17 protein-coding genes are annotated in these 24,103 nt (G+C 41.1%); 7 read left to right on the forward strand and 10 right to left on the reverse strand.

Annotation, left to right across the window (positions count from 1 at the left end):
* Positions 1-4: 4 nt before the first annotated feature.
* From FHG08_RS12740 to dapB, 5 genes are all read right to left on the reverse strand, one after another.
* Entirely contained in the window at positions 5-1,063 is a 1,059-nt protein-coding gene (locus tag FHG08_RS12740; RefSeq protein ID WP_178956214.1) for a S66 peptidase family protein, read from the reverse strand.
* Between the two features lie 169 nt (positions 1,064-1,232).
* Positions 1,233-1,709, reverse strand: a complete 477-nt coding sequence (gene greA / locus FHG08_RS12745; RefSeq protein WP_010388635.1) for a transcription elongation factor GreA — start codon at positions 1,707-1,709, stop codon at positions 1,233-1,235.
* Between the two features lie 50 nt (positions 1,710-1,759).
* Positions 1,760-4,978: a carbamoyl-phosphate synthase large subunit gene (gene carB, locus FHG08_RS12750; RefSeq protein WP_178956215.1), complete on the reverse strand. Its 3,219-nt coding sequence runs from the start codon at positions 4,976-4,978 to the stop codon at positions 1,760-1,762.
* Positions 4,979-4,994: 16 nt separating this feature from the next.
* A complete protein-coding gene (gene carA / locus FHG08_RS12755) occupies positions 4,995-6,131 on the reverse strand; it encodes a glutamine-hydrolyzing carbamoyl-phosphate synthase small subunit (RefSeq protein ID WP_008113125.1) in 1,137 nt (378 codons plus the stop codon).
* 362 nt (positions 6,132-6,493) lie between these two features.
* Complete coding sequence (gene dapB, locus FHG08_RS12760; RefSeq protein WP_178956216.1) at positions 6,494-7,291, reverse strand: 4-hydroxy-tetrahydrodipicolinate reductase; 798 nt, start codon at positions 7,289-7,291, stop codon at positions 6,494-6,496.
* 570 nt (positions 7,292-7,861) lie between these two features.
* Here dapB and FHG08_RS12765 point away from each other — a divergent pair.
* Both FHG08_RS12765 and FHG08_RS12770 read left to right on the forward strand, forming a co-directional pair.
* A complete protein-coding gene (locus tag FHG08_RS12765; RefSeq protein ID WP_178956862.1) occupies positions 7,862-9,175 on the forward strand; it encodes a Na+/H+ antiporter NhaC family protein in 1,314 nt (437 codons plus the stop codon).
* A 118-nt stretch (positions 9,176-9,293) separates the two neighbouring features.
* A complete protein-coding gene (locus FHG08_RS12770; protein ID WP_055012946.1) occupies positions 9,294-10,082 on the forward strand; it encodes a hypothetical protein in 789 nt (262 codons plus the stop codon).
* 62 nt (positions 10,083-10,144) lie between these two features.
* On the opposite strand, the gene FHG08_RS12775 is transcribed toward FHG08_RS12770, so the two are convergent.
* The gene (locus FHG08_RS12775) at positions 10,145-10,942 is read right to left on the reverse strand and encodes a M48 family metallopeptidase (RefSeq protein ID WP_138571377.1); all 798 of its coding nucleotides are present in this window, start codon (positions 10,940-10,942) and stop codon (positions 10,145-10,147) included.
* A gap of 170 nt (positions 10,943-11,112) precedes the next feature.
* On the opposite strand from FHG08_RS12775, the gene FHG08_RS12780 reads away from it, so the two are divergent.
* On the forward strand, positions 11,113-12,312 hold the full coding sequence (locus FHG08_RS12780) for a Bcr/CflA family efflux MFS transporter (RefSeq protein ID WP_178956217.1): 1,200 nt from the start codon (positions 11,113-11,115) through the stop codon (positions 12,310-12,312).
* A gap of 27 nt (positions 12,313-12,339) precedes the next feature.
* On the opposite strand, the gene grpE is transcribed toward FHG08_RS12780, so the two are convergent.
* Both grpE and FHG08_RS12790 read right to left on the reverse strand, forming a co-directional pair.
* On the reverse strand, positions 12,340-12,951 hold the full coding sequence (gene grpE / locus FHG08_RS12785) for a nucleotide exchange factor GrpE (protein ID WP_178956218.1): 612 nt from the start codon (positions 12,949-12,951) through the stop codon (positions 12,340-12,342).
* Between the two features lie 58 nt (positions 12,952-13,009).
* Positions 13,010-13,975: an HrcA family transcriptional regulator gene (locus FHG08_RS12790; RefSeq protein ID WP_054201107.1), complete on the reverse strand. Its 966-nt coding sequence runs from the start codon at positions 13,973-13,975 to the stop codon at positions 13,010-13,012.
* A 167-nt stretch (positions 13,976-14,142) separates the two neighbouring features.
* Between FHG08_RS12790 and nadK the strand changes: the two genes are divergently transcribed.
* The 4 genes from nadK (at position 14,143) to FHG08_RS12810 (ending at position 17,814) form a co-directional block, all read left to right on the forward strand.
* Positions 14,143-15,027 carry an NAD(+) kinase gene (nadK, locus tag FHG08_RS12795; protein ID WP_008464501.1) on the forward strand — a complete coding sequence of 295 codons (885 nt, stop codon included), beginning with the start codon at positions 14,143-14,145 and terminating at the stop codon, positions 15,025-15,027.
* 115 nt (positions 15,028-15,142) lie between these two features.
* Positions 15,143-15,700 (forward strand): hypothetical protein, encoded by a 558-nt coding sequence (locus FHG08_RS12800; RefSeq protein ID WP_178956219.1) that lies wholly within the window; start codon positions 15,143-15,145, stop codon positions 15,698-15,700.
* Positions 15,701-15,775: 75 nt separating this feature from the next.
* Positions 15,776-17,449, forward strand: coding sequence for a DNA repair protein RecN (gene recN, locus FHG08_RS12805; protein WP_178956220.1), 1,674 nt, complete (start codon positions 15,776-15,778; stop codon positions 17,447-17,449).
* 47 nt (positions 17,450-17,496) lie between these two features.
* Positions 17,497-17,814 (forward strand): hypothetical protein, encoded by a 318-nt coding sequence (locus tag FHG08_RS12810; protein WP_138607357.1) that lies wholly within the window; start codon positions 17,497-17,499, stop codon positions 17,812-17,814.
* Positions 17,815-17,937: 123 nt separating this feature from the next.
* Here FHG08_RS12810 and FHG08_RS12815 read toward each other — a convergent pair whose 3' ends face one another.
* Both FHG08_RS12815 and gltB read right to left on the reverse strand, forming a co-directional pair.
* A complete protein-coding gene (locus FHG08_RS12815; RefSeq protein WP_013465171.1) occupies positions 17,938-19,353 on the reverse strand; it encodes an FAD-dependent oxidoreductase in 1,416 nt (471 codons plus the stop codon).
* Positions 19,354-19,362: 9 nt separating this feature from the next.
* Positions 19,363-23,820, reverse strand: coding sequence for a glutamate synthase large subunit (gene gltB, locus FHG08_RS12820; protein WP_178956221.1), 4,458 nt, complete (start codon positions 23,818-23,820; stop codon positions 19,363-19,365).
* Between the last annotated feature and the right edge of the window lie 283 nt (positions 23,821-24,103).

A 24,103-nucleotide genomic window follows, 5' to 3' on the forward strand; every position in this document is an offset into this window, starting at 1 on the left:
ATTACTAGGCTAGTTTTGTAACCACAGATGCACTGAGCACTTTGCCTTGTTCAACATCTGCGGTAACAGTGCATAATGCACCATTAACTAAGTTTAAATTAGGAGGAATGTGGCCAATATCAGCATCAATGATCACCGGAAATAAACACCCACCAAAAGCGGCATTTAAGCCTTGGCGATAATCAAACCCTGGGTCTTGCCCTTGTAAGGTCACATGACGACCAATAATCACCCCATTTATATCATCAAACATGCCCGCTAATTTAAGTGACAATAAAAATCGTGCAACGGTCGCTGGCGTGAGCTCTGCGCTTTCTAAATAAAGTACAATACCTTGCGAGGCATTGTGCTTTTTAAACTCATGCAGAGCTAAAAAAGGCGAATCAAGTAACAGCCCAACCGTATCAAGACACCCACCAAACAACCGCCCTGACATTTCAATACTGCGCTTATCGGTGTAATTTAAACATTGCCATTGGGTGGGAACGCTGTGATCAAATAATGCATTCGGGTTTTGTGCGTAATCAGGCTTGCTATGTTGATGGTAAGTCGAGGGGGCTTGCTCAAACTCACTGCTAGCCTCATAGCTTAGGCTTTCAAAAATTTGTAAACAATACGGGTCTTTTTCATCAGGGTGTAATTGAATTAAATTAGCGCTATGCAGTGTTGCCCAATTACATTTTGCTGTCAGTGCACAAGCAATCGTACTGACATCTGAATAGCCCACTAACCATTTAGGTTTAGCGTTTTTAATTGCGCTAAAATCAAGCAGAGGCAATATTTCCATTGCCAGCTCTCCGCCCATTGGCGGCATGATCGCATCTATTTCATCATCTAATAAAAAGTCCATTAATTGCTTGGCATGCTGCTTAGCTGTAACTTGAGTTCGCGGCTCGTTTTGACGTAAAAACTCCCCCTCAACAATCTGATAACCTCGATGTTTTAAGCCATTAATGACAATATCTAACCGTGGATGATATTTTGATTTGATCCCCGCTGATAAAGAACACACGGCGATTTTAGATCCCACTGTTAAAGGTGCCGGATACAGTATATTTGCCATATTATTTCCTTATTGAAGAATAGGTTACTACCATAACAACATAGCCTACATTTACAAACAATGAATAATATTCAACCGATTCTAAACCAAATATAAAAACCAAGCATAAAAAAACCAGTGCTTATTACTAAGCACTGGTTTTTATAAAACGTTAAAGTGAGTTAACTAATTAAATATACTCAACCTCAATGATTTCGTACTCTACATCACCTTTTGGCGTTTTGATAATCACAGCGTCATCCGCTTGTTTACCAATTAAGCCGCGAGCAATTGGTGAATTAACAGAAATTAAATTACTTTTAATATCTGCTTCATCATCGCCAACAATCTGATATTTAACTTCAGCGTCGGTTTCAACATTAACGATGGTTACTGTAGTACCAAAAATCACTTTACCTGTATTAGGCATCTTTGTTACGTCAATCATCTGCATGTTTGAAAGTTTTGCTTCAATTTCTTGAATACGGCCTTCACAAAAACCCTGTTGCTCACGCGCAGCGTGATACTCAGCATTTTCTTTTAAGTCACCGTGTTCACGTGCATCAGCAATATCAGATACAATTTTTGGACGGGTAACAGTTTTTAATTCGTTAAGCTCATCGCGCAATAATTTTGCGCCACGAACTGTCATTGGAATTGATTGCATACTTTTCTCACTTAATCCCAAGGCCGTGGTTACGGCCTTGGCACATTTCCTTAGTTCAATCGCAGGTGTAGTTCTTGAACAGACGTCACTTTACTGCGGTCATCTGCTTGGTTAGCAGTACAGTTAGCAAATGCCGCATTCAATGTCGTAGTATAATTGGTTTTGTGTTGCAATGCACCACGACGTAACACCTTCGAATCTTCAATCGCTTGGCGACCTTCGGTGGTATTAACGATATAGCTATACTCGCCATTTTTGATTCTATCAAGAATGTGCGGACGACCTTCGTATACTTTATTTACACGGCGAACCGTAATTCCAGCATCTTCAAGTGCAGCAGCTGTTCCACCTGTTGCATCTAGCTCAAAACCAAGTTCTGTCATGGTTTTAGCTAGTTCTACAATACGTGGCTTATCGCTATTACGTACAGATAGTAACGCGCGACCACCACGTGGTAAAGTGTTGCTTGCACCTAATTGTGCTTTTGCAAACGCTTCGGCGAAAGTATCACCAACACCCATTACTTCACCCGTTGAGCGCATTTCAGGTCCACGGATAGGATCCACACCTTGGAACTTAGCAAATGGCAATACCACTTCTTTTACGCTGTAGTAAGGTGGAATCACTTCTTTAGTAATGCCTTGGCTTGCTAAAGATTGACCCGCCATACAACGTGCCGCTACTTTTGCAAGTGCTACACCCGTTGCTTTAGATACAAATGGAACTGTACGTGCTGCACGTGGGTTTACTTCGATTAGATACACTTTGCCATCTTTAACCGCAAACTGTGTATTCATCAAACCAACTACGCCAAGTTCAAGTGCCATATCAGTTACTTGCTTACGCATCACATCTTGCACTTCTTGCGTTAGCGAGTGAGCTGGTAATGAACATGCTGAGTCACCAGAGTGAACGCCCGCTTGTTCAATATGCTCCATGATACCGCCAATAATCACTTGCTCGCCGTCGCAAATTGCGTCAACGTCAACTTCTATCGCGTTATCTAAGAAACGGTCTAGTAATACTGGCGCTTCATTTGATGCAGATACCGCTTCGGTCATGTAACGACGTAAGTCTTGCTCATCGTATACAATTTCCATCGCACGACCACCTAATACGTACGAAGGACGCACTACCAGTGGGAAACCAATTTCAACTGATTTAAGTAGTGCTTCTTCAGTAGAGGTAACCGTCGCATTTTCTGGTTGCAGTAAGTCTAAACGCTCAACAAGTTGTTGGAAACGCTCACGGTCTTCTGCACGGTCAATGGCATCAGGTGAAGTACCAATTACAGGCACGCCGTTAGCTTCAAGCTCACGCGCTAGTTTAAGTGGTGTTTGACCACCGTACTGCACGATAACGCCTTTTGGCTTTTCAACACGTACAATTTCTAGTACGTCTTCAAGCGTAATTGGCTCAAAGTATAAACGATCAGATGTGTCGTAATCGGTAGAAACCGTTTCAGGGTTACAGTTAACCATGATGGTCTCGTAGCCGTCTTCGCGAAGCGCAAGGGCTGCGTGTACACAACAGTAATCAAATTCAATACCTTGGCCGATACGGTTAGGACCGCCACCAATTACCATGATTTTATCACGGTCAGATGCGTTAGCTTCACATTCTTCATCGTAAGATGAGTACATGTAAGCAGTGTCTGAGCTAAATTCTGCGGCGCACGTATCAACGCGTTTGTATACAGGTACAATATTGAGTTGATGGCGCTTTTTACGAATTTCAGCTTCTGACACACCAGCAATTTCTGCAATACGCGGATCAGCAAACCCTTTGCGTTTAAGTTTACGCAAGAAGTCTGCATTTAAGCCGGCCATACCGACTTCTGAAATTTTAGCTTCATCTTTTAGGATGTCTTCAATTTGTACTAAGTACCAAGGGTCAATCTTAGTCAATTCGAACACATCTTCAACGCTCATTCCATGGCGCATCGCATCGGCAATGTACCAAATACGCTCTGCACCAGGCTCACGTAATTCACGAATGATTTTTTCTTTTGCTTTCGGGTCGTCAAGCGCCACAATTGGGTTAAAGCCCGTTGCGCCTACTTCTAAACCACGTAATGCTTTTTGTAATGACTCTTGTTGGTTACGACCAATCGCCATTACTTCGCCTACTGATTTCATTTGCGTTGTTAAACGGTCGTTTGCACCGGCAAATTTTTCAAAGTTAAAGCGAGGAATTTTTGTTACAACATAATCGATTGAAGGCTCAAACGATGCTGGGGTTTTACCGCCAGTAATATCATTCTGTAACTCGTCTAACGTGTAACCTACAGCAAGCTTAGCTGCGATTTTAGCAATCGGGAAGCCTGTTGCTTTAGATGCAAGCGCTGATGAACGTGATACACGCGGGTTCATCTCGATGATAACCATACGGCCATCAACTGGATTTACACCAAATTGTACGTTTGAACCGCCGGTTTCAACACCAATTTCACGCAATACGGCCATAGAGGCATTACGCATAATTTGGTATTCTTTGTCGGTTAATGTTTGTGCTGGTGCAACCGTGATTGAGTCACCTGTGTGCACACCCATTGGGTCAAAGTTTTCAATAGAACAGACGATAATACAGTTGTCTTTTTTGTCACGAACAACTTCCATTTCGTATTCTTTCCAACCAATTAACGATTCATCAATTAATAACTCGCTGGTTGGTGAAAGGTCTAAACCGCGCTCACAAATTTCTTCAAACTCTTCCATGTTGTAAGCCACACCGCCACCGGTGCCGCCCATTGTGAAAGAAGGACGAATAATACACGGTAAGCCGATTCGGGTCATGGTATCGCGCGCTTCATCCATTGAATGGGCAATTTCAGCACGTGGACATTCAAGGCCGATGTTACGCATAGCAACATCAAAACGCTCACGGTTTTCTGCTTTATCGATTGCATCGGCTGTTGCGCCAATAAGCTCAACGCCATGCTTTGCCAATACACCGTGCTTATCTAAATCAAGCGCACAGTTTAATGCCGTTTGACCACCCATTGTAGGCAGTACAGCATCTGGCTTTTCTTTTTCAATAATTTTTTCTACCACTTCCCAGTGAATTGGTTCGATGTATGTTGCATCGGCCATTTCTGGATCAGTCATGATAGTGGCTGGGTTTGAGTTAACTAATATAACTCTATAGCCTTCTTCTCTTAGTGCTTTACACGCTTGAGCACCAGAGTAGTCAAATTCACAAGCTTGACCAATTACAATTGGGCCTGCGCCTAAGATAAGAATGCTTTTTATATCGGTACGTTTTGGCATTATTACTCCGGTTAAATTAGTGGTTACGCGCTTGCATCAAGTCGATGAAGTGGTCAAATAATGGGGCTGCATCGTGCGGACCAGGACTTGCTTCAGGATGACCTTGGAAGCTAAACGCTGGTTTATCTGTACGGTGAATACCTTGTAATGTACCGTCAAATAACGATTTGTGCGTAGCACGTAAGTTATCTGGTAATGTGGCTTCATCTGCAGCAAAACCGTGGTTTTGTGCAGTGATCATTACAACATCGCGGTCAAGATCTTTAACTGGGTGGTTACCACCATGGTGGCCAAACTTCATTTTTACTGTTTTAGCACCTGAGGCAAGTGCTAGTAGTTGATGCCCTAAACAAATACCAAAAATTGGCGTGTCGGTTTCTAAAAAGGTTTTAATTGCATCAATGGCATAAGTACATGGCTCAGGATCGCCAGGGCCGTTTGATAAGAAAATACCATCTGGGTTTAAGGCTAGTACGTCAGCGGCAGAGGTTTGTGCTGGGACAACGGTCAGTTTACAACCACGATCAACAAGCATACGTAAAATGTTACGTTTAACACCGAAGTCGTAGGCAACAACATGAAACTTTTCATCATCAGCGTGTAAGGTTTTAAACCCCTCGCCTAATGTCCAGCTTGATTCGCGCCACTCAAAATTTTCCTTGGTTGAGACAACTTTTGCTAAATCCATACCTTTTAAGCCTGGGAAGGCTTGCGCGGCTTCGAGCGCTTTTTTCTCGTCTAGTTCGTCACCAGCAACAATACAGCCATTTTGTGCGCCTTTGTCACGCAAAATACGGGTTAGTTTTCTGGTGTCGATGTCCGCAATACCTAAAATATTACGTTCTTTTAAGTAATCATCTAACGATTGCTCGTTACGAAAATTACTTGCTAGCAGTGGCAAATCACGGATCACTAGGCCTTTAGCCCAAATGTGACTCGCTTCTTCGTCTTCGCTGTTGGTACCCGTATTACCGATATGTGGGTACGTCAAAGTTACGATTTGTTCCGCGTACGATGGATCAGTCAAAATTTCTTGATAACCAGTCATAGACGTATTGAATACTACTTCACCGACTGACATGCCGTCAGCGCCGATTGCAGTACCGCGAAACACTGTGCCGTCTTCTAGGACTAACAGAGCGGATTTAGTCAAGTTAAACCTCCTAACAGTAAAAAACGGGAGTAAACAAATTGCTTAACACCCCGCCAATACCCAAATAATTGGTCAAAACCTGATTTCTGTGAGCTTAAATTGTTTTACGCAGTCTTAAATGATGCCGATGTAAACCACTAAACCTTCATTCATTTTTCTTGCCTAAAACTCTTTTTATTCCCACACAAACCCCGGTTTTGCTAACCATATGAGTATAATTGGAAACACGCATTTAGTAATTTTTGGCAAATTGGCTGTATTCTACATGAAGTTGGCTTTTAGGTCTAACGCTAATTAGTAAATTGTAATAAATAAGTGGTTATACCAAAAAACCACCTCAAAGCGTTAAAAAAGGAACTTAACTACTTTAAATCTAGCACATCTTGCATATCATAAAGTCCTGCAGGTTTATTTTTCAACCACTGCGCAGCTCTTATAGCACCTAGCGCGAAGGTCATTCGCGAACTTGCTTTATGGGTTAATTCAAGTCTTTCGCCCATTGTAGCGAAGTAGGCTGTGTGTTCACCTACTATATCGCCGCCTCTTAGCACCGAATAGCCAATTTCATTTTGTGATTTGGCCTGCTCTATGTTGTTACGATCATAAACAGCAACCTCATCATGATCCCACCCTTTAGCCTGTGCAATCGACTCGCCAATAGCTAATGCTGTACCCGATGGCGCATCGATTTTATGGCGATGATGCGCTTCAAAAATTTCAATATCTAAATCATCGCCTAATTTTGTCGCTGCTGTTTGCACTAAGTTAAGCAGTAAATTTACGCCCACGCTATAATTACGCGCAAATACGATCGGGATATGTTTAGCGGCATCGGTTAATAGAGCCATATCATCATGAGTTAAGCCAGTGGTGCCAATTACCATAGGTGTTTTTTTCTCAACAGCTGTTTTTAAGTGATTTCTCATGCCTTGTGGAAGGGTAAAGTCTATAAGCACATCTACATTTTCAACCTGCTGTTCACTGCTAAAGTGAATGCCTTTAGCCGCTGCACTATTAAGTTGATTAACCGATAGACCGACTAACTCAGACTCACTGCGTACATAGGCCGCCGCTAATTGTGAATTTTTATTGATTGTTGCTGCTTCTAAAAGTGCCAGGCCCATACGGCCATTCGCACCAAACACACCTACTCGATTCATCTTTTTACAACCTATGTATTTTTTAGTTAGCTAGATTTTATCTAAAACTCATGTAATAGTCAGGAAAGCTTATAAAAAAGCTTCGATTATTTTAGGGTCTGTTGACCTTTGCGGATTAAAATTTGTTTAAACTAGGAGCGGTTTAATCGTGGCGCGAGGTTTGTAACCTAGTGGGCTATGTAAAAACCGAGCAACAAAGAGTAAATCGCTCCTAGGCAGAACCCTTCGGGCAGCGCCTGTTTGGCATTGATGCTGCGTTATCGCCTATTTATGGGGAATAACCACACCACATAGGCTCTGCCTTGCCTAAATACCAAACAGACTGCTGCAAATTTAACCTTGAAAGATCAACAGACCCTCATAATAATAACAGATAGTCTTTGCATTTAGCCATCTATACATTTAAACTTCTTTTTTGCGCCGATTTGGTCTTTGGCTTGCGGGCGCTGTTGAGTTACTTATCTGGTTAGATAGTAAAACAAACAACTAAATTCAGCTAAAAGAGGGATGCTTTGGCTGTTAAGTATATCAATCGGTTTCGATTGCTATGAATAATTAATGAGGATTATGATGCAGCCATCATTTGATAAAAATAAAGCAAGATTTTCTTTGCTACCCCTACTCACCTTTGTTGCTATTTTTTTAGGCTCAGGCTTATATTTGCAATCTCAAGGGGTTGATTATGCATTTTATCAACTCCCAGCACCGGTCGCTATTTTACCTGCGATTGTTTTAGCCTTTATCTTAAACAAAGCCAGTATTAATCAGAGTGTAGAAACCTTTATTAAAGGCGTGGGTAATAACAATATTATTACCATGTGCCTTATCTATTTATTAGCAGGTGCTTTTTCTGCGGTTGCAGGGGCAACCGGTGGCGTTGACGCGGTTGTTAATGCTGGTCTCTCTCTTATTCCCCCTTCATTACTTCTGCCTGGTTTGTTTTTAATTGCAGCGGTTATCTCTACTGCGATGGGCACGTCAATGGGAACTATCGGTGCTATTGGCCCAATTGCTTATGCAGTATCAATGAAAACAGGGATTGATCCCGCATTAATGGCCGGTACCATTGTATCTGGCGCCATGTTTGGTGATAACCTATCAATAATTTCCGACACTACGATTGCAGCTACCCGCACGCAAGGCTGTGAAATGAAAGATAAGTTTAAAGAAAATCTTAAAATTGCTGTTCCGGCCGCTATCCTTACTATTGCATTACTATTGTTTTTAACGCCTGCAGCACAAGTAGTTGATACCAAAGACTACGATATTTTATTAGTACTTCCTTATGCCTTTATTTTAGTACTGGCAGTAATGGGCTTTAATGTATTTGTAGTACTGTTAAGCGGTATTGTTTTCGCCGCATTGATGGGCTTTACTGGAAGCTATGAAGGCGCCAGCTTTGTAAAAGATGTTTACCAAGGTTTTAGCGACATGCAGGAAATATTTTTGCTCTCTATGTTTATTGGTGGCCTCTCTGAGTTTATTCGTATTAATGGCGGCCTCGACTACATCGCGCAAAAAATTCAAGCAATCACTAAGGTCATTGCAAAATGGCATCGCAAGGTAGCGGATCAGTTAGGGATAGCTGCATTAGTGCTAACCAGCAATATGTGTATTGCTAACAACACAGTGTCTATTATTGTGACTGGCCCTATTGCTAAAAAGCTAGCTGACGATGGCGAAATTAGTGGTAAACGTTCTGCCAGTTTATTAGATATTTTTGCCTGTGTTACCCAAGGGTCTTTACCTTACGGCGCACAAGCACTTCTGCTTGGTGCTACATTTAAAATTAGCCCGTGGGAAGTATCAACCTCATCTTACTACTGCTTTATTTTAGCTTTTACCGCTATTGCGGTTATTTGTTTACGTCGTAATAAAGCTTAAATCTTCTTTAAACAGTGTATTAGCCACATGCTAGTACACTGTTTATGACAATAAATAATTAACAAATTAACCGTCTTTGCTATAATGTGGTATTCAGCGTGTCACATAAAATATGGTTATGAAAATTAAAAACTTACTTCCTCTCGTTGCACTTAGTGCGTGTGCCTTAAGTTCAACAGCTACTGCTGCTAATTGGAGCAGTACTGCGCTTCATATTAACAACGGTAATCATAAAAACCCGTTCACTGAACAAAAATCAAGCACCACGGTTTATTCATTGCAACATGCTTCAGGCCATGACTATGGGGATAACTTTTTCTTTATTGATTACAGCACTGATGGCAATGACGATAACTACCAAGATCAAGACTTTTACTTTGAAGGTTATTCTACGCTTAGCTTATCGGCCGTTATGGACGAAAAAGTAGCGTCAGGTGCGCTCGTTGATGTTGGCCTAACCATGGGTATTAATGCCGCAGGCGATGCTAAAGTTGTTAAATACTTACCGGGTGTAAAATTAAGCTGGGATGTACCTGGTTTTAATTTCTTCTCAACCCTTGTGACTGCCTACATTGATGATAGTGAAGGTGTTGCGAAAGGCGGTGCGCCAATTGAAACCAACAGCTGGATGTTTGACGTTGCTTTTGAATATCCATTTATGATTGGCTCACAAAAATTTAGTGTTAAGGGTCATGCGGAATATATTGCTGAGCGTGAAGATGAGTTTGGTAATGACGTACGCGCTTGGTTTTTAGCTCAACCTATTATTGTATGGGATATGGGGCATGCGCTAGAAATGAAAGAAAACACCTTACTGTTAGGTATGGAGTGGCAGTACTGGCATAACAAACTTGGTACAGATGTTACAGAGTCAGTTCCACAAGTACACATAGAGTGGACTTTTTAATAATTAAATACTTAACTATTAAAAAATAAAACCTGTCATTAGACAGGTTTTTTTATGGTTGATTACAACTTACACTGCGGATTTTTACCTTGTGCTTTAGCTGTTTTTTGCTCACTAAGCGCTTTACTCATTTGCGATTGTAAATTTGCAATACGGCTTGTTGGTGCTGGGTGAGTTGATAAAAACTCTGGCGTTGCCCCACTGCCCGCTTGACTCATATTTTGCCAGAGCGTAACAGACTCTTTAGGGTTGAAACCTGCTTGCGCCATTAAATCTAAACCAATAACGTCAGCTTCTGTCTCATGTGAACGACTAAACGGTAAAACCACACCATATTGAGCGCCAAGACCAAGCCCTTGCATAATTTCATTGCGGTATTGCACGTTACCCATTTCAAGCGCCGCACTGCCCACTTTCATTCCGGTTTGTAAAATAGAGCTTTGTGAAACACGTTCATTTGAGTGCTCTGCAATCACATGACCGACTTCATGACCTAAAACAGTTGCAAGCTGATCTTGATTTGTAGCAATTTTTAATAATCCAGTGTGCACGCCAATATAACCACCTGGCAATGCAAAAGCGTTTGCAGATTCATCTTCAAAGACCACCACTTCCCAATTTTGAGATGCATAATCTGTAGGAAGCACGGCTACTACTTTGTCAGCAATACAATTGACGTAACTGTTAACTTTTGGGTCTTTATTTACCGGCTGCGTTTTTTTCATTTGGGCAAAACTCGCAGTGCCCATTTGACTCATTTGTTGATCTGAGTAAAGCGCAATCTGTGTGCGTCCAGTTGGTGATGTTTTACAACCTACTAATACTGCACTGGCAAGTACTGCCAAAACCAATTTCTTCATTATAATGCCCTAAAAAAGTTTGTTACTGAGTATAGAATACCAAACGCAGTGTTAGTTTAAAATCTTTGCTTTTTGCGATTAAACAATTAAGTTAGCAGGCAAACTAAGTTTATCCAACGCCATTGCCCTGCTATACTGCCCAACCTATATTCGTTGTTTTGAGTTTTTAAATGAGCGCTTCGGCTTCTTCTTTTAATACCCGTATTTTATTGCCTTTATTAGCCAGTATTGTAGCAATCACGCCTTTAGCCATTGATATGTATTTACCGGCTATGCTGGTAATTGCCAACGATCTCAATACTAGCATGCCAAATGTTCAAATCTCGTTGAGTATCTATTTAGCAGGTTATGCATTGGGCATGTTATTTTTTGGCCCCATAGCCGATCAAATTGGCAGGCGTAAACTGGCACGAATAGGGCTCAGTTTATTTGGCTTGAGTTCACTCGCTTTAGCATTTACCACTGAAGTGCATACTTTTTGGCTGTTAAGAGCAGTACAGGCATTTACAGGGGCGGCAGCTACGGTTGTGGTTCCAGGGATTATTAGACACATATATCAAAAAAATACTGCTAAGGGTATGTCGTACGTGTCTATGATTATGATGATAGCGCCTTTACTTGCCCCCTCTATCGGCTCAGTTATTTTAGGCTTTTCGCTTTGGTCGACTATTTTTATTGTTTTAGCGGCTTATAGCTTTGTAATTTTACTTTTTGTGCAGCGTTATTTAATCGATATCCCGATATTTAAAAATGATCGAAAAGGGTTATCGCTATTCTTTTCGAGTTACAAAGTGGTATTAAGCAACCCGCACGCCCGCGCTGATATTTTAAGCTCGATGTTTGTGTCGTTTGGCTTTTTTTGCTTTTTAACCTCGGTTCCATATATTTACCTCGACTTTTTTAAAGTATCGGAACAATTGTTTGGCCTGCTATTCGCTTTTAATGTAATGGCGCTGATGTTTGGTAACTTTTTAAATACTCGCGTAGTGCCACGTATTGGCTCACGAAAAATGCTTTATTACGGGCTAATGTGTGGTTTTTTATCTGGCACAGCATTACTCAGCTTTAGTGTGTTGCATTTATCGCTTTACTTTATTGTTGCGGCTATTGCCCCGTTAATGATGAGCTTAGGCATAATAGCAAGTAATGCAGATTCATTAATTTTGATGAAGTTTGAACAAAATACCGGAACTGCTACGGCGGTTATCGGCACCTTGCGTTTTGGTAGTGGCGCATTAGTAGGCCCTATATTAGCGGTAATGCATGCACAAAGTGCGGTTCCATTTTCTAGTTTAATGTTTAGTGCGGTGGTACTGACAATACTGGTGCAGTTAATACATTATTTGAAAGACAAAAAATATGCCTCATAATGAGGCATTTTTAAATTGTATACTTAATTAAGCGTCAGCGGCTTTAGATACCATGACCATTGCAGGGCGTAATAAACGACCGTTTAATGTGTAGCCTTTTTGCATTACTGCTAAAACAGTATTTGGGGTTACATCGTTGCTTGGTTGGATTGACATTGCTTGATGAAAGTCTGGGTTAAACTGCTCACCTTGAGGGTTTACAATTTCAACACCAAATTTAGCTACCGCGTCGTTAAAGCTTTTCACTGTCATATCAATGCCTTCAAGTAAAGGCTTAAGCGTTTCATTTTCTTTATCAGAAAACTCAATAGCACGCTCTAAGTTATCTATAACAGGGAGTAATTCATTAGCAAACTTTTCTAGTGCAAATTTGTGTGCTTTTTCTACATCTTGTGCAGCGCGACGACGCATATTGTCCACATCTGCAGCAGCGCGAACTACGCTATCTTTTTGATCTGCAATAGTTTGCTTTGCAGTTTCAAGCTCGGCATATAACATAGCAATTTCTGCTTCAGGGCTTTGCTCTTGCTCGGCATGTTGCTCAGCTGCTTCAACTGCCGCCTCAACATCGGCTTCGATTTGCGTCACTTCTTCGTTCAGTTCTACTTCTTGCTCTGGGTTTTGTGTCTGCTCAGACATAAAATATACGCTCCAATTCTTTACAACTGCGGTAATTATGGGGATTGAATAAAAAGATTCAAGAGCTCAATGGCTCTAATAATTTAAATTCTTGGATTATTTTCTCTAATTGCGCTGATTTTGGACAAATAACACAAAAGCGACTCTGATATTCTTGATTTTGAAAATACGGCACACTAATCACAATGAGTTCATCGCAGCTACTGAACGGTAAGTTTTCAGTATTGAGAATAGAGACCCCATTTTTAAAAGCGAGTTTATCTTCAACAAAATTTAAAAATGATACACCAATATTAAGGCTTTGCTCACAATCTATTTTTTTATAAAGGTAGTTTTCGCCAACAACGATACTGTTATCTGAGCCTAATTTTTGGCTTAGCTCACGGGTCCATTGAGTTAAAGAGTCATGACAATTACGCGGAGCCGTATTGGCCATTGCCTGCATTCGGTAGAGGCCTTCAATTAAAGATTGTTGACTAAAAACCGTATTGAGCCAAGTAGCAAATTCATAGCGTTGGCTATCGCTAGGGTCATTAGGCTTATTAATACAAATATTGTGGCTCTGCCCTGCTCTATCTAAGAGTAAAATAAGCCAGTTGTTTGCATCAAAGTCGAGCACTTCTACCCTAAATACCTGCTGTGTTCTAACCTGCGGTAGCCCCACACAACAGCATACTTGGTAACGTTGACTCAAGCCATGCGCTAGCTCAACCAATTGTGCCTGCTCAGGTTGCCAATAATTAGCAATATCATTGAGCGTAAAAAACTCATCAAACCAATAGTCAAACCCATCATTGGTTGGCACTCGGCCAGCCGATGTATGTGGTGAATACAACAAGCCTATTTTTTCAAGGCGCGCCATCGCGTTACGCACAGTGGCAGAGCATACCGCCATACCTTTTTGCTTTGCAATTTTTGTTGACGGCACAGGTAAGCCATCGCCATTACAGTACATACTCATAACAGCGGCAAATATTTGCTGATCTCGTGGGTTTAGTTTCATGTTATCTACATCTTTATGCATAGCTGTTATATCGGGGCTAAGTATTATTATTTCAAGTATAAAAAATACAATAAATCTAAATTTTACAGTGAATTAATTAAATCCGCTGGTTATTACTAAGATCTGTGTTTTCAAACACTTCTGTTTTAGGTTACTCTACAAATATTAGAACTCTCAGTGTATTTATTATGGACTCTCCCTTTAACACTATCGGCTTGATTGGTAAGCCAAATCATCCTAATGCTGCCGCTACTTTACAACGATTACATACGTTTTTATTAGCTTTAGGCTTTGAGGTGATTGTTGAAAAACGTACAGGGAGTCAACTTAGTGATGTACCGAGTGACAAACTCGTAAAGCTCGTTGATTTAGGCGAGCGTGCCGACTTGGCGATTGTGGTTGGAGGCGATGGCAACATGCTGGGTGCTGCACGGGTACTTGCTCGCTTTGATATAGCCGTAATTGGTGTAAATAGAGGTAATTTAGGCTTTTTAACTGATTTGAATCCAGAAGGGTTTGAGGGTAGCTTAGAACAGGTACTCAGCGGTGATTACATTGAAGAAAAACGTTTTTTATTAGAAGTTGAAGTGTATCGTCATAACGAACTTAAAAGCGCTAATTCTGCAGTAAACGAAGCAGTGCTTCATGCTGATAAAGTAGCACATATGATTGAGTTTGAAGCCTTTATAAACGATGACTTTGTATTTTCTCAACGCTCCGATGGTTTGATTGTGTCGACTCCAACAGGCTCAACGGCATACTCTTTATCGGGCGGTGGGCCTATTTTAACACCAGAGCTTAATGCAATGTCACTGGTTCCGATGTTTCCACATACTTTATCAAGTCGCCCTTTAGTGGTGGATGCTGATAATGAAGTGCGTTTAAAGCTTAGTTTAGAAAATACTGATAGCTTACAAGTAAGCTGTGACAGCCATGTTGTACTCGCCGTATTACCGGGTGATGAGGTAGTTATACGTAAAGCTGACAAAAAATTACGCTTAATCCACCCAAAAAATTATTCTTATTATAATGTGCTACGTAAAAAGCTTAATTGGGGTAGTCGTCTATACTAGTTTGAACGAATTTTAATCTGAAAAAATCATTAGCCCCTAATTTTATTGCCAAAGATGCAACTTTAGCGCAAAATATTGGACTAGAAATTTTAAATATCATCAGGAAAAAGTAGTAATGAATTATGTAGTATTTCTTGCTTTATTATTATTAATTACCCTACTTGGCAGTTACATGCTAATTGAGAGTAATCGAAAAAAAACCATTGAAGCAAAGAAAAAGCTGTTTAACGAGCGCGTAGCAAGTACTCAATCACGTTTAAAAATAAAACTAAACGAGTTACTTGATGCAAAAGTAATCAGTGCTAAGCACCTTCCTAGAATTCAAGCCGTTGTTAGTAACTTTTTTGTGGTACAGCCTCACACCGATGAAAATTTAGTTAAGTTGGAATCGTTATGTAACCAACTTATTAATATACTTAATGAAGAACTTATAAAAACCTATAAAAGTAACAATAGCCAAGCATTTGCCGACAGCACTCAATATTTTATAGCAGAGTTGCCAGCTCAAGGTATTTTATACAATAAAAATTTTTACCAAGAAGTCCTTCCTACGTTAATCTTAAAGTTGAAAACTGAAGAAAACATACAACCAGTTGATAATATTGATCTTAACGATGAAACCCTCCCTATTGATGAAGAAAAAAAAACACTAATTGAGCCCAGCCTTGCTTAAAATATAGAAATTTAATTTGCAATAAACCAAAACACTGTATAAATTAACAGTTAATTCACTGGATGGATGAACAGTATGTTAATTGGTTTAGAAATTAAAAATTTTGCAATTGTAAGTAATTTAAGCACTGAATGGCATTCGGGCATGACCGCTATTACCGGTGAAACGGGTGCGGGTAAATCAATCGCTATTGATGCGTTATCACTGTGCCTTGGAGAAAGAGCAGAAGCATCTGCTGTGCGCCCGGGCACTGATAAAGCCGAGGTAAGTGCGCAATTTGATTTAAGCAATTTGCCACACGCCCATGCATTTCTAGAAGAGAACATGCTTAATAATGACGATAACGAATGTCTACTTCGTAGAGTTGTTTGCAAGAATGGCCGCAGCAAAAGCTACATTAATGGTAGCCCTGTCACCGCTGCACAGCTAAAAGAGCTAGGCCAATATTTAATTTCTATACATGGTCAACATGCACACCAGCATCTATTAAAAGCAGAGCATCAATTACAGCTACTGGATGCTTACGCCGGGCACCAAAATCTAGTTAATGCTGTAAGCCAACGCTATAAACGTTATGCTGATTTACAAAAAGAATTTAAACAACTAGAACATCAACAGCAACAACAAGCTGCGCAGAAACAGTTATTAGAATACCAAGTAGCTGAACTTGATGAATTTGCCTTGCAAACAGGTGAATTTGAACAAATAGAAGCAGAGCATTATAAGCTCAGTAATAGCCAAACTATTTTGCAATCTTGTCAGCGCGAGCTACAACACTTATACGAAAGTGATGAGCAAAATGCGTGCTCTCTTATACAACATAGCGCGCAACAATTTAATGAACTTGCACATTATGATGAAACCCTGGCCAATGTAGCAGCATTACTGACAGAAGCGGCGGTTCAAGTTGAAGAAGCAAGCAGAGAAATACGCAATTATACTGAACAAGCTGACTTAGATCCTACTCGCTTAACGGAAGTAGAAAACAGGCTCAGCGGCGCTATGGATTTAGCAAGAAAACACCATATAAAGCCACAAGAGCTCGTTGAGTTTCATCAAAATGTAACACAAGAGCTAGACTCTATAAGCAGTAATAGTTCGCGCCTCGAACAGCTTGAAGGTGAAATTACAGCAGCTCTTGAAGATTATCAAACGGCTAGTGAGGAATTAAGTGCTAGCCGTCATCAATACGCTAATACACTTAATGGCTTGATCAGCGAAAGCATGGCTAATTTATCTATGGAAAATGGCGTTTTTGAAATAGCCCTTACAGCACATACCGATCGCTCTCCAAACAGCTTAGGTTTTGATAATGTATCGTTTTTAGTATCAACAAACCCAGGGCAACCATTGCAACCTTTAGCAAAAGTAGCCTCTGGTGGTGAGCTATCACGCATTAGTTTGGCTATTCAGGTTATTATTGCCCAAAAAGTCACGACTCCTACGCTTATATTTGATGAAGTTGATGTCGGTATTTCTGGCCCAACGGCTGCTGCCGTTGGTAAACTGCTGCGCCAATTAGGTAAATCGACACAAGTAATTTGTGTAACTCATTTACCGCAAGTGGCCAGTAGTGCTCATCAGCAATTTTTTGTTGCCAAAGAAATCGCTAATGGTGAAACATTTACGCATATGCTGGCATTGAATAAAGATGGCAGGGTTAATGAAATTGCGCGCTTGCTGGGTGGTGATAACATTAGCAAAACAGCTAAAGCAAATGCGAAAGAGCTTATAAAAGCGCACGGATAAAATTATACATTTATAGTGCGTTACCTTGATACGGTGAGGATACCTTGATGCAAACAACGGTCATTTATTTTGGCTTAGCAATTAACTGGCTACTACTTATAGTTAGTGTACTTTTAGCCATGTTTAGCAAGTTTAAACATACACAATTTAAACAAGGCTTATATCGTTTTTTAAATATGGCATTGATTGTACATATTGTTATTGCTGTTATGTTAGTTTTTAGCAGCACAACTATTAGTGGCTTAATAACACTTAGTTGGTTGGTTATTAGCCTACAGCTTGTTTGTAACATTATCTGCTATAAAAGTGTGAAACGTCGACAAGCCAGAGTGAAATCGAGCCTTGATCACTTCTCGATGGATTAACTAACATAGCGTTTAAAAATGCCCGCAACCTGTGTATTGCGGGCATTTTTATTTGTAAAACTGAGGGAATAAAAAAGCAAACCCGAAGGTTTGCTTTTGACTCCATTCTAACAAAAGAATTATTTACACTTTTAAATAATCCATAATGCCTTCTGCAGCATTACGCCCCTCAAATATAGCAGTAACCACTAAGTCTGAACCACGAACAATATCACCACCAGCAAATATTTTAGGGTTGGTAGTTTGATGAGTAAATTCACCTTGTTCAGGTGCATTAATACCGCCCCAGTGGTTAATTTCTACATCGTACTGTTCTAACCAGTCCATTTTATGAGGCTTAAAGCCAAATGCCATAATCACTTGTGTAGCTTCAATAATGTGCTCTGATCCGGGTACTTCCTCAGCGCGACGACGGCCATTTTCATCTGCCTCGCCAAGCTGAGTTTTTACCATTTTAACGCCGGCTACAGCACCTTTGTCATCAAGTACAATCCCTTTAGGCTGAACGTTATAAGTAAAAATTACGCCCTCTTCTTTTGCATTTTTTACTTCGCGTTTTGAACCAGGCATGTTCTCTTCATCACGACGATAAGCACACGTTACTTTTAACGCGTTATGACGAATGGAGGTACGCACACAGTCCATTGCTGTATCACCACCACCTAGTACCACTACTTTTTGGTTTGCCATATCAATGCAAGCTTGTTTAGACTCATCGTAACCCATAACACGATTAGTGTTACCAATTAAGAATGGCAGGGCATCATGCACACCCGGAGCATCTTCGTTTTCAAGCCCCGCACGCATACTCTGATAAGTCCCCACTCCCAAAAATACGGCGTCATACTCATTAAGTATTTCATCCATGCTAATGTCTTTACCCACTTCAACATTAAGCTTAAATTCAACACCCATTTCAGTAAATATTTCGCGACGTTTTTGCATGACTTCTTTTTCTAATTTAAAAGAAGGTATACCAAAAGTTAACAGTCCACCAATTTCTGGGTGACGGTCAAAGACCACAGGCTTAACGCCGTTGCGTACTAAAATATCAGCACAGCCTAACCCTGCGGGTCCTGCGCCGATAATGGCAACTTTTTTATCAGTCCATGTCACATAGGACATGTCTGGCTTCCAGCCCATTTTGAACGCGGTATCGGTGATGTACTTTTCAATATTACCAATTGTTACCGCACCAAATTCTTCATCTAATGTACATGAGCCTTCACATAAGCGATCTTGCGGGCATACTCGACCACACACTTCAGGCAAACTGTTAGTACGGTGCGAAAGCTCAGCCGCCTCTAAAATGCGCCCTGTACGGATCAGTTTTAACCATTGTGGAATATAGTTATGTACTGGACATTTCCACTCACAATAAGGATTACCGCAATCAAGACAACGATCTGCCTGTGAATTAACCTGATTTTCTGAAAAGGGTTCATAAATTTCTACGAACGATTTTTTACGTGACGAGATTGGTTTTTTGCGTGGGTCTACACGCTGCACGTCTATAAATTGATATACATTTTCGCTCATACTGCCCCCTTATTGCGCCTGAACACGAAGTTCGGCGCTACTGCGAGCACGATGCCCGAGTAAACTTTTTACGTCACTTGATTTAGGTTTTACTAATTTGAACATCGGTAAATAAAGTTCAAAATTAGCTAAAATAGTTTCTGCTCTACATGAGCCTGTTAGTTCTAAATGATCAGCAATTAAGCCGCGTAAATGCTCTTGATGTGAACTCAAATCATCTAAAGTAACCACTTCAACCAACTCTGGGTTAATGCGTTTCTCAAAATCACCTCGTTCATCTAAAATATAAGCAAAACCACCGGTCATACCTGCACCAAAGTTAACCCCTACATTACCAAGTACACATACCACACCACCGGTCATATATTCACAACCATTATCACCAACACCTTCAACAACAGCTTGCACACCCGAATTACGCACAGCAAAACGCTCACCAGCACATCCGGCTGCAAACAATTTACCGCCAGTGGCACCATATAAACAGGTATTACCTACGATGGTTGCTTTGTGACTTTCAAATGACGAACCCAGTGGTGGGCGAACGACTAGCTTACCGCCCGCCATTCCTTTACCAACGTAATCGTTGGCATCACCAACTAAAGTCATTTCAAGGCCGCCAGCGTTCCATACCCCGAATGACTGGCCAGCGGTACCATGAAGCTCAATCACTACGGGATCTGCTGCCATACCTTGATTACCGTGCTTATCAGCAATATAACCAGAAAGCATTGCGCCAACAGATCTATCGGTATTACATATACGGCTCACTAATGAAATGCCGCTTGAGTTATCAATTGCCTCTTGTGCCTTGCCGAGTAAGCTCTCATTTAACTCACCTAAATAGTGCGAGCTATTTGGTGTACTGCAAAACAATGTTTCACCCGTAGGGTTGTTTGGCTGAGCGATAACCGCTGATAAATCTATTTTTTGCTGCTTGGCTGTTTTGCCTTCAATGGCTTCGAGTAAATCTAAGCGACCAATCAAATCGGTTAGGTTTGCAACACCTAAACTTGCCATAATTTCACGCGCTTCTTGAGCTATAAACTTAAAGTAGTTCATCGCCATTTCTGGTAAGCCATGATAGTGCTTTTGACGCAATGTATCGTCTTGAGTTGCTACACCGGTAGCACAGTTATTTAAGTGACAAATTCGTAAGTATTTACAGCCTAACGCCACCATAGGCCCGGTACCAAAACCAAAACTTTCAGCGCCTAAAATGGCTGCTTTGATGATATCAAGCCCGGTTTTTAACCCCCCATCTGTTTGCAGGCGAATACGATGACGAAGGCCATTTTCGACAAGTGCTTGTTGCGTTTCTGCAAGGCCAAGCTCCCATGGGCTGCCTGCATATTTAACCGAGGTTAAGGGACTTGCACCTGTGCCACCATCGTAGCCTGAGATAGTAATTAGATCGGCATACGCTTTTGCAACACCGGTTGCAATTGTTCCTACGCCCGGTTCAGACACCAGTTTTACCGAAATCAGTGCCTTTGGATTTACTTGCTTTAAATCAAAAATAAGCTGGGCTAAATCTTCAATAGAGTAAATATCGTGATGCGGCGGCGGTGAAATTAGTGTCACGCCTGGTACAGAGTAACGAAGCTTAGCAATATAAGGCGTTACTTTTTCACCCGGTAACTGCCCGCCTTCTCCTGGCTTAGCGCCTTGAGCCACTTTTATTTGAATGACATCCGCACTGCGTAAATAATGAGGTGTTACACCAAATCGACCTGAGGCCACTTGTTTAATCCGTGAATTTTTTTCTGTACCGTAACGAAGTTTATCTTCGCCACCTTCGCCAGAATTTGAGCAACCACCTAAACGATTCATGGCAATGGCTAGTGCTTCATGCGCCTCTGGTGATAATGCACCAATACTCATCGCTGCAGAATCAAAACGTTTATAAAGCTCAGTGGCAGGCTCTACCTCATCAATGCTTATACCCTTTTCTGGCAGTTTTAAAGCCAACATATCGCGCAAAGTCGCGACTGGACGGTGATTAACTAGCTTTGCGTATTCGCTGTAATCACTGTACTGACCGCTTCGTACTGCTTTTTGTAACGTTTGAATCACATCAGGGTTGTAAGCATGATACTCGCCGCCGTGTACGTACTTAAATAAGCCACCATGGCTTAGTAATTTACGTTTACTAAGCGCTAGTTTGTGCAAGCTTTGCTGATCGTCATCAAAGTCGCTAAAACACGCCCCTTTTATGCGACTTGCAACGCCCTTAAAACACATCTCAACAATCGCGTCAGATAGACCAACCGCTTCAAACAACATCGAACAACGATATGAAGCCACGGTGCTAATACCCATTTTCGACATGATTTTGTACAAGCCTTTATTAATTGCTTGACGATAAGCCAGTGTCACTTCGCAGTATGACTTATTAATTACCTTGCTATCGCTCATGGCCACAAGTGACTCATACGCTAAATACGGGTAGATTGCGGTTGCACCGAAGCCAAGTAGAACAGCAAATTGATGCGCGTCACGAACGCTACCGGTTTCAATAATGATGTTAGACTCACAGCGTAAGTTATTATCTACCAAGCGTTTTTGTACCGCACCCACCGCCATAGCTGCAGGAATAGGTAATTGATTGTCATCAAAGTTACGATCCGTTAATACCAGCATAATGCAGCCTGATGCTGCTTTTTCTTGTGCTTCATCACAAACACGCTTAACGGCGTTTTCAAGTCCTTCTTCTATGGTGTAAGTAATGTCAATCTTACAGTAACTGTAGTGTGCTTCATCGGCATTGAGTAGCTGCTGCATGTCAGCATACATTAAAATAGGGGTATCAAATTGCAGGCGTTTAGCATGCCCTGTCGTTTCATTAAATACGTTTTGTTCACTGCCAATACACGTTGCCAACGACATTACATGGTTTTCACGTAACGGATCGATTGGCGGATTAGTCACTTGGGCAAACTTCTGGCGGAAATAATCGTAAAGTGAACGATGCCCTTCGCTTAGGACGGCAAACGGCGTATCGTCACCCATTGAACCGGTAGCTTCTTGACCATTTTCACCCATAACACGAATAACACTGTCTAGCTCTTCATTAGTATAGCCAAACATCTTTTGATATTTGGCTAGAGTTGCATCATCGAATGAGCGATTACCTGCATCTTGCTCAGTCAGTGCTTCAAAAGGTGTTAAGCGTTTAACGTTTTCTTCTAACCACGATTTATAAGGGTGGCGTGATTTTAAATCTTGGTCAATTTCATCTGAATGCCAAATTTTTCCGAGTTTGGTATCAATAACCAGTAGCTCGCCTGGGCCAACACGTCCTTTTTCTACCACCTCATCAGCGGTGTAATCCCAAATTCCCACCTCAGAAGCTAAAGTAATAAAGCCATCTTGAGTAATAATATAACGCGCAGGGCGCAGACCATTACGGTCTAGGTTACAGGCTGCAAAGCGCCCATCAGACATAACGATGCCTGCAGGGCCATCCCACGGTTCCATATGCATAGAGTTAAAATCATAGAACGCACGTAAGTCGTCATCCATAGCTCGATTTTTTTGCCATGCTGGCGGCACTAGCATGCGCATCGCACGGAATAAATCCATACCACCAGCTAAAAATAGCTCCAGCATATTATCGAGGCTAGATGAGTCAGACCCTGTCTCATTAACAAACGGCGCTGCGCTTTGTAAATCAGGAATAAGTGGCGAAGCAAATTTATAAGAACGGGCACGTGCCCATTGGCGGTTACCTTCAATAGTATTAATTTCACCATTATGTGCTAAATAACGAAATGGTTGCGCTAAAGGCCAGCGAGGCTGTGTGTTTGTAGAGAAGCGTTGATGAAAAACACAAATAGCACTGGTCATGCGAATATCCGCAAGATCAAGGTAAAAATTAGGCAAGTCAGCAGGCATCATTAAGCCTTTATATATTGTGACTAACCCAGATAAGCTCGCAATATAAAATGATTCATCGTCCATTAGACGCTTTTCTGCACGACGACGTGCAACATACAAGCGGCGTTCTAAATCTTTAGAACGCCAACCTTCTGGCGCACTAATAAAAATTTGTTCAAAACCTGGCAATTGTTTTAGAGCAATAGGTCCTAACATTGATGGATCAGTTGGAACCACACGCCAGCCCAAAATATTTAGCGTTTCTTTTTCTAGTTCTTCGCTTAAAACATCTTTGGCTGCTTGTGCTAGTACCGGATCAGCATTGAGGAAAATCATCCCAACGGCGTAATTTTTACCTAAATGCCAATTATTCTCGGCAGCAATAGCCCGAAAGAAGCTGTCTGGTTTTTGTAATAACAAGCCACAACCATCACCCGTTTTACCATCAGCAGAAATACCACCGCGGTGCTGCATGCGATCTAAACCGGTGATCGCCGTACGAATGAGTCGGTGACTCGCTTGGTTATTAACTTGGGCTATTAAGCCAAAGCCACAATTATCTTTTTCTAGTTTTGAGTCATATAACATGGACCCCTCCCCTTGCTGCGCTGTTAACGTGGATGAACGGCTCGACGATTTGCTAACAGACGAACAAAATTAGCGTTATTCCACCCTTGAGTCAATATTTTTATGAATACATATTCATTATATTGAATATATTTCAACTTAATTAAAAATCATAAAATAATGCCACCCATTAACATTTGCATAGATATCGAATCGAAAAATAGATTGACACCGGTGTTATTTTTAAAAACTTGTAAACAAAAAGCATGTGCGACTAGCAGTTTACGTAAACGTAAGGTGAGCC

Source organism: Pseudoalteromonas sp. Scap03, assembly GCF_013393115.1.
Taxonomy (GTDB): domain Bacteria; phylum Pseudomonadota; class Gammaproteobacteria; order Enterobacterales; family Alteromonadaceae; genus Pseudoalteromonas.

What these genes read in the sequence shown, in the direction of transcription:
- FHG08_RS12740 (WP_178956214.1), bottom strand. Translation starts at nt 1,063, where the DNA reads ATGGCAAATATACTGTATCCGGCACCTTTAACAGTGGGATCTAAAATC.
- greA (WP_010388635.1), bottom strand. Translation starts at nt 1,709, where the DNA reads ATGCAATCAATTCCAATGACAGTTCGTGGCGCAAAATTATTGCGCGAT.
- carB (WP_178956215.1), bottom strand. Translation starts at nt 4,978, where the DNA reads ATGCCAAAACGTACCGATATAAAAAGCATTCTTATCTTAGGCGCAGGC.
- dapB (WP_178956216.1), bottom strand. Translation starts at nt 7,291, where the DNA reads ATGAATCGAGTAGGTGTGTTTGGTGCGAATGGCCGTATGGGCCTGGCA.
- FHG08_RS12765 (WP_178956862.1), top strand. Translation starts at nt 7,862, where the DNA reads ATGCAGCCATCATTTGATAAAAATAAAGCAAGATTTTCTTTGCTACCC.
- FHG08_RS12770 (WP_055012946.1), top strand. Translation starts at nt 9,294, where the DNA reads ATGAAAATTAAAAACTTACTTCCTCTCGTTGCACTTAGTGCGTGTGCC.
- FHG08_RS12775 (WP_138571377.1), bottom strand. Translation starts at nt 10,942, where the DNA reads ATGAAGAAATTGGTTTTGGCAGTACTTGCCAGTGCAGTATTAGTAGGT.
- FHG08_RS12780 (WP_178956217.1), top strand. Translation starts at nt 11,113, where the DNA reads ATGAGCGCTTCGGCTTCTTCTTTTAATACCCGTATTTTATTGCCTTTA.
- grpE (WP_178956218.1), bottom strand. Translation starts at nt 12,951, where the DNA reads ATGTCTGAGCAGACACAAAACCCAGAGCAAGAAGTAGAACTGAACGAA.
- FHG08_RS12790 (WP_054201107.1), bottom strand. Translation starts at nt 13,975, where the DNA reads ATGCATAAAGATGTAGATAACATGAAACTAAACCCACGAGATCAGCAA.
- nadK (WP_008464501.1), top strand. Translation starts at nt 14,143, where the DNA reads ATGGACTCTCCCTTTAACACTATCGGCTTGATTGGTAAGCCAAATCAT.
- FHG08_RS12800 (WP_178956219.1), top strand. Translation starts at nt 15,143, where the DNA reads ATGAATTATGTAGTATTTCTTGCTTTATTATTATTAATTACCCTACTT.
- recN (WP_178956220.1), top strand. Translation starts at nt 15,776, where the DNA reads ATGTTAATTGGTTTAGAAATTAAAAATTTTGCAATTGTAAGTAATTTA.
- FHG08_RS12810 (WP_138607357.1), top strand. Translation starts at nt 17,497, where the DNA reads ATGCAAACAACGGTCATTTATTTTGGCTTAGCAATTAACTGGCTACTA.
- FHG08_RS12815 (WP_013465171.1), bottom strand. Translation starts at nt 19,353, where the DNA reads ATGAGCGAAAATGTATATCAATTTATAGACGTGCAGCGTGTAGACCCA.
- gltB (WP_178956221.1), bottom strand. Translation starts at nt 23,820, where the DNA reads ATGTTATATGACTCAAAACTAGAAAAAGATAATTGTGGCTTTGGCTTA.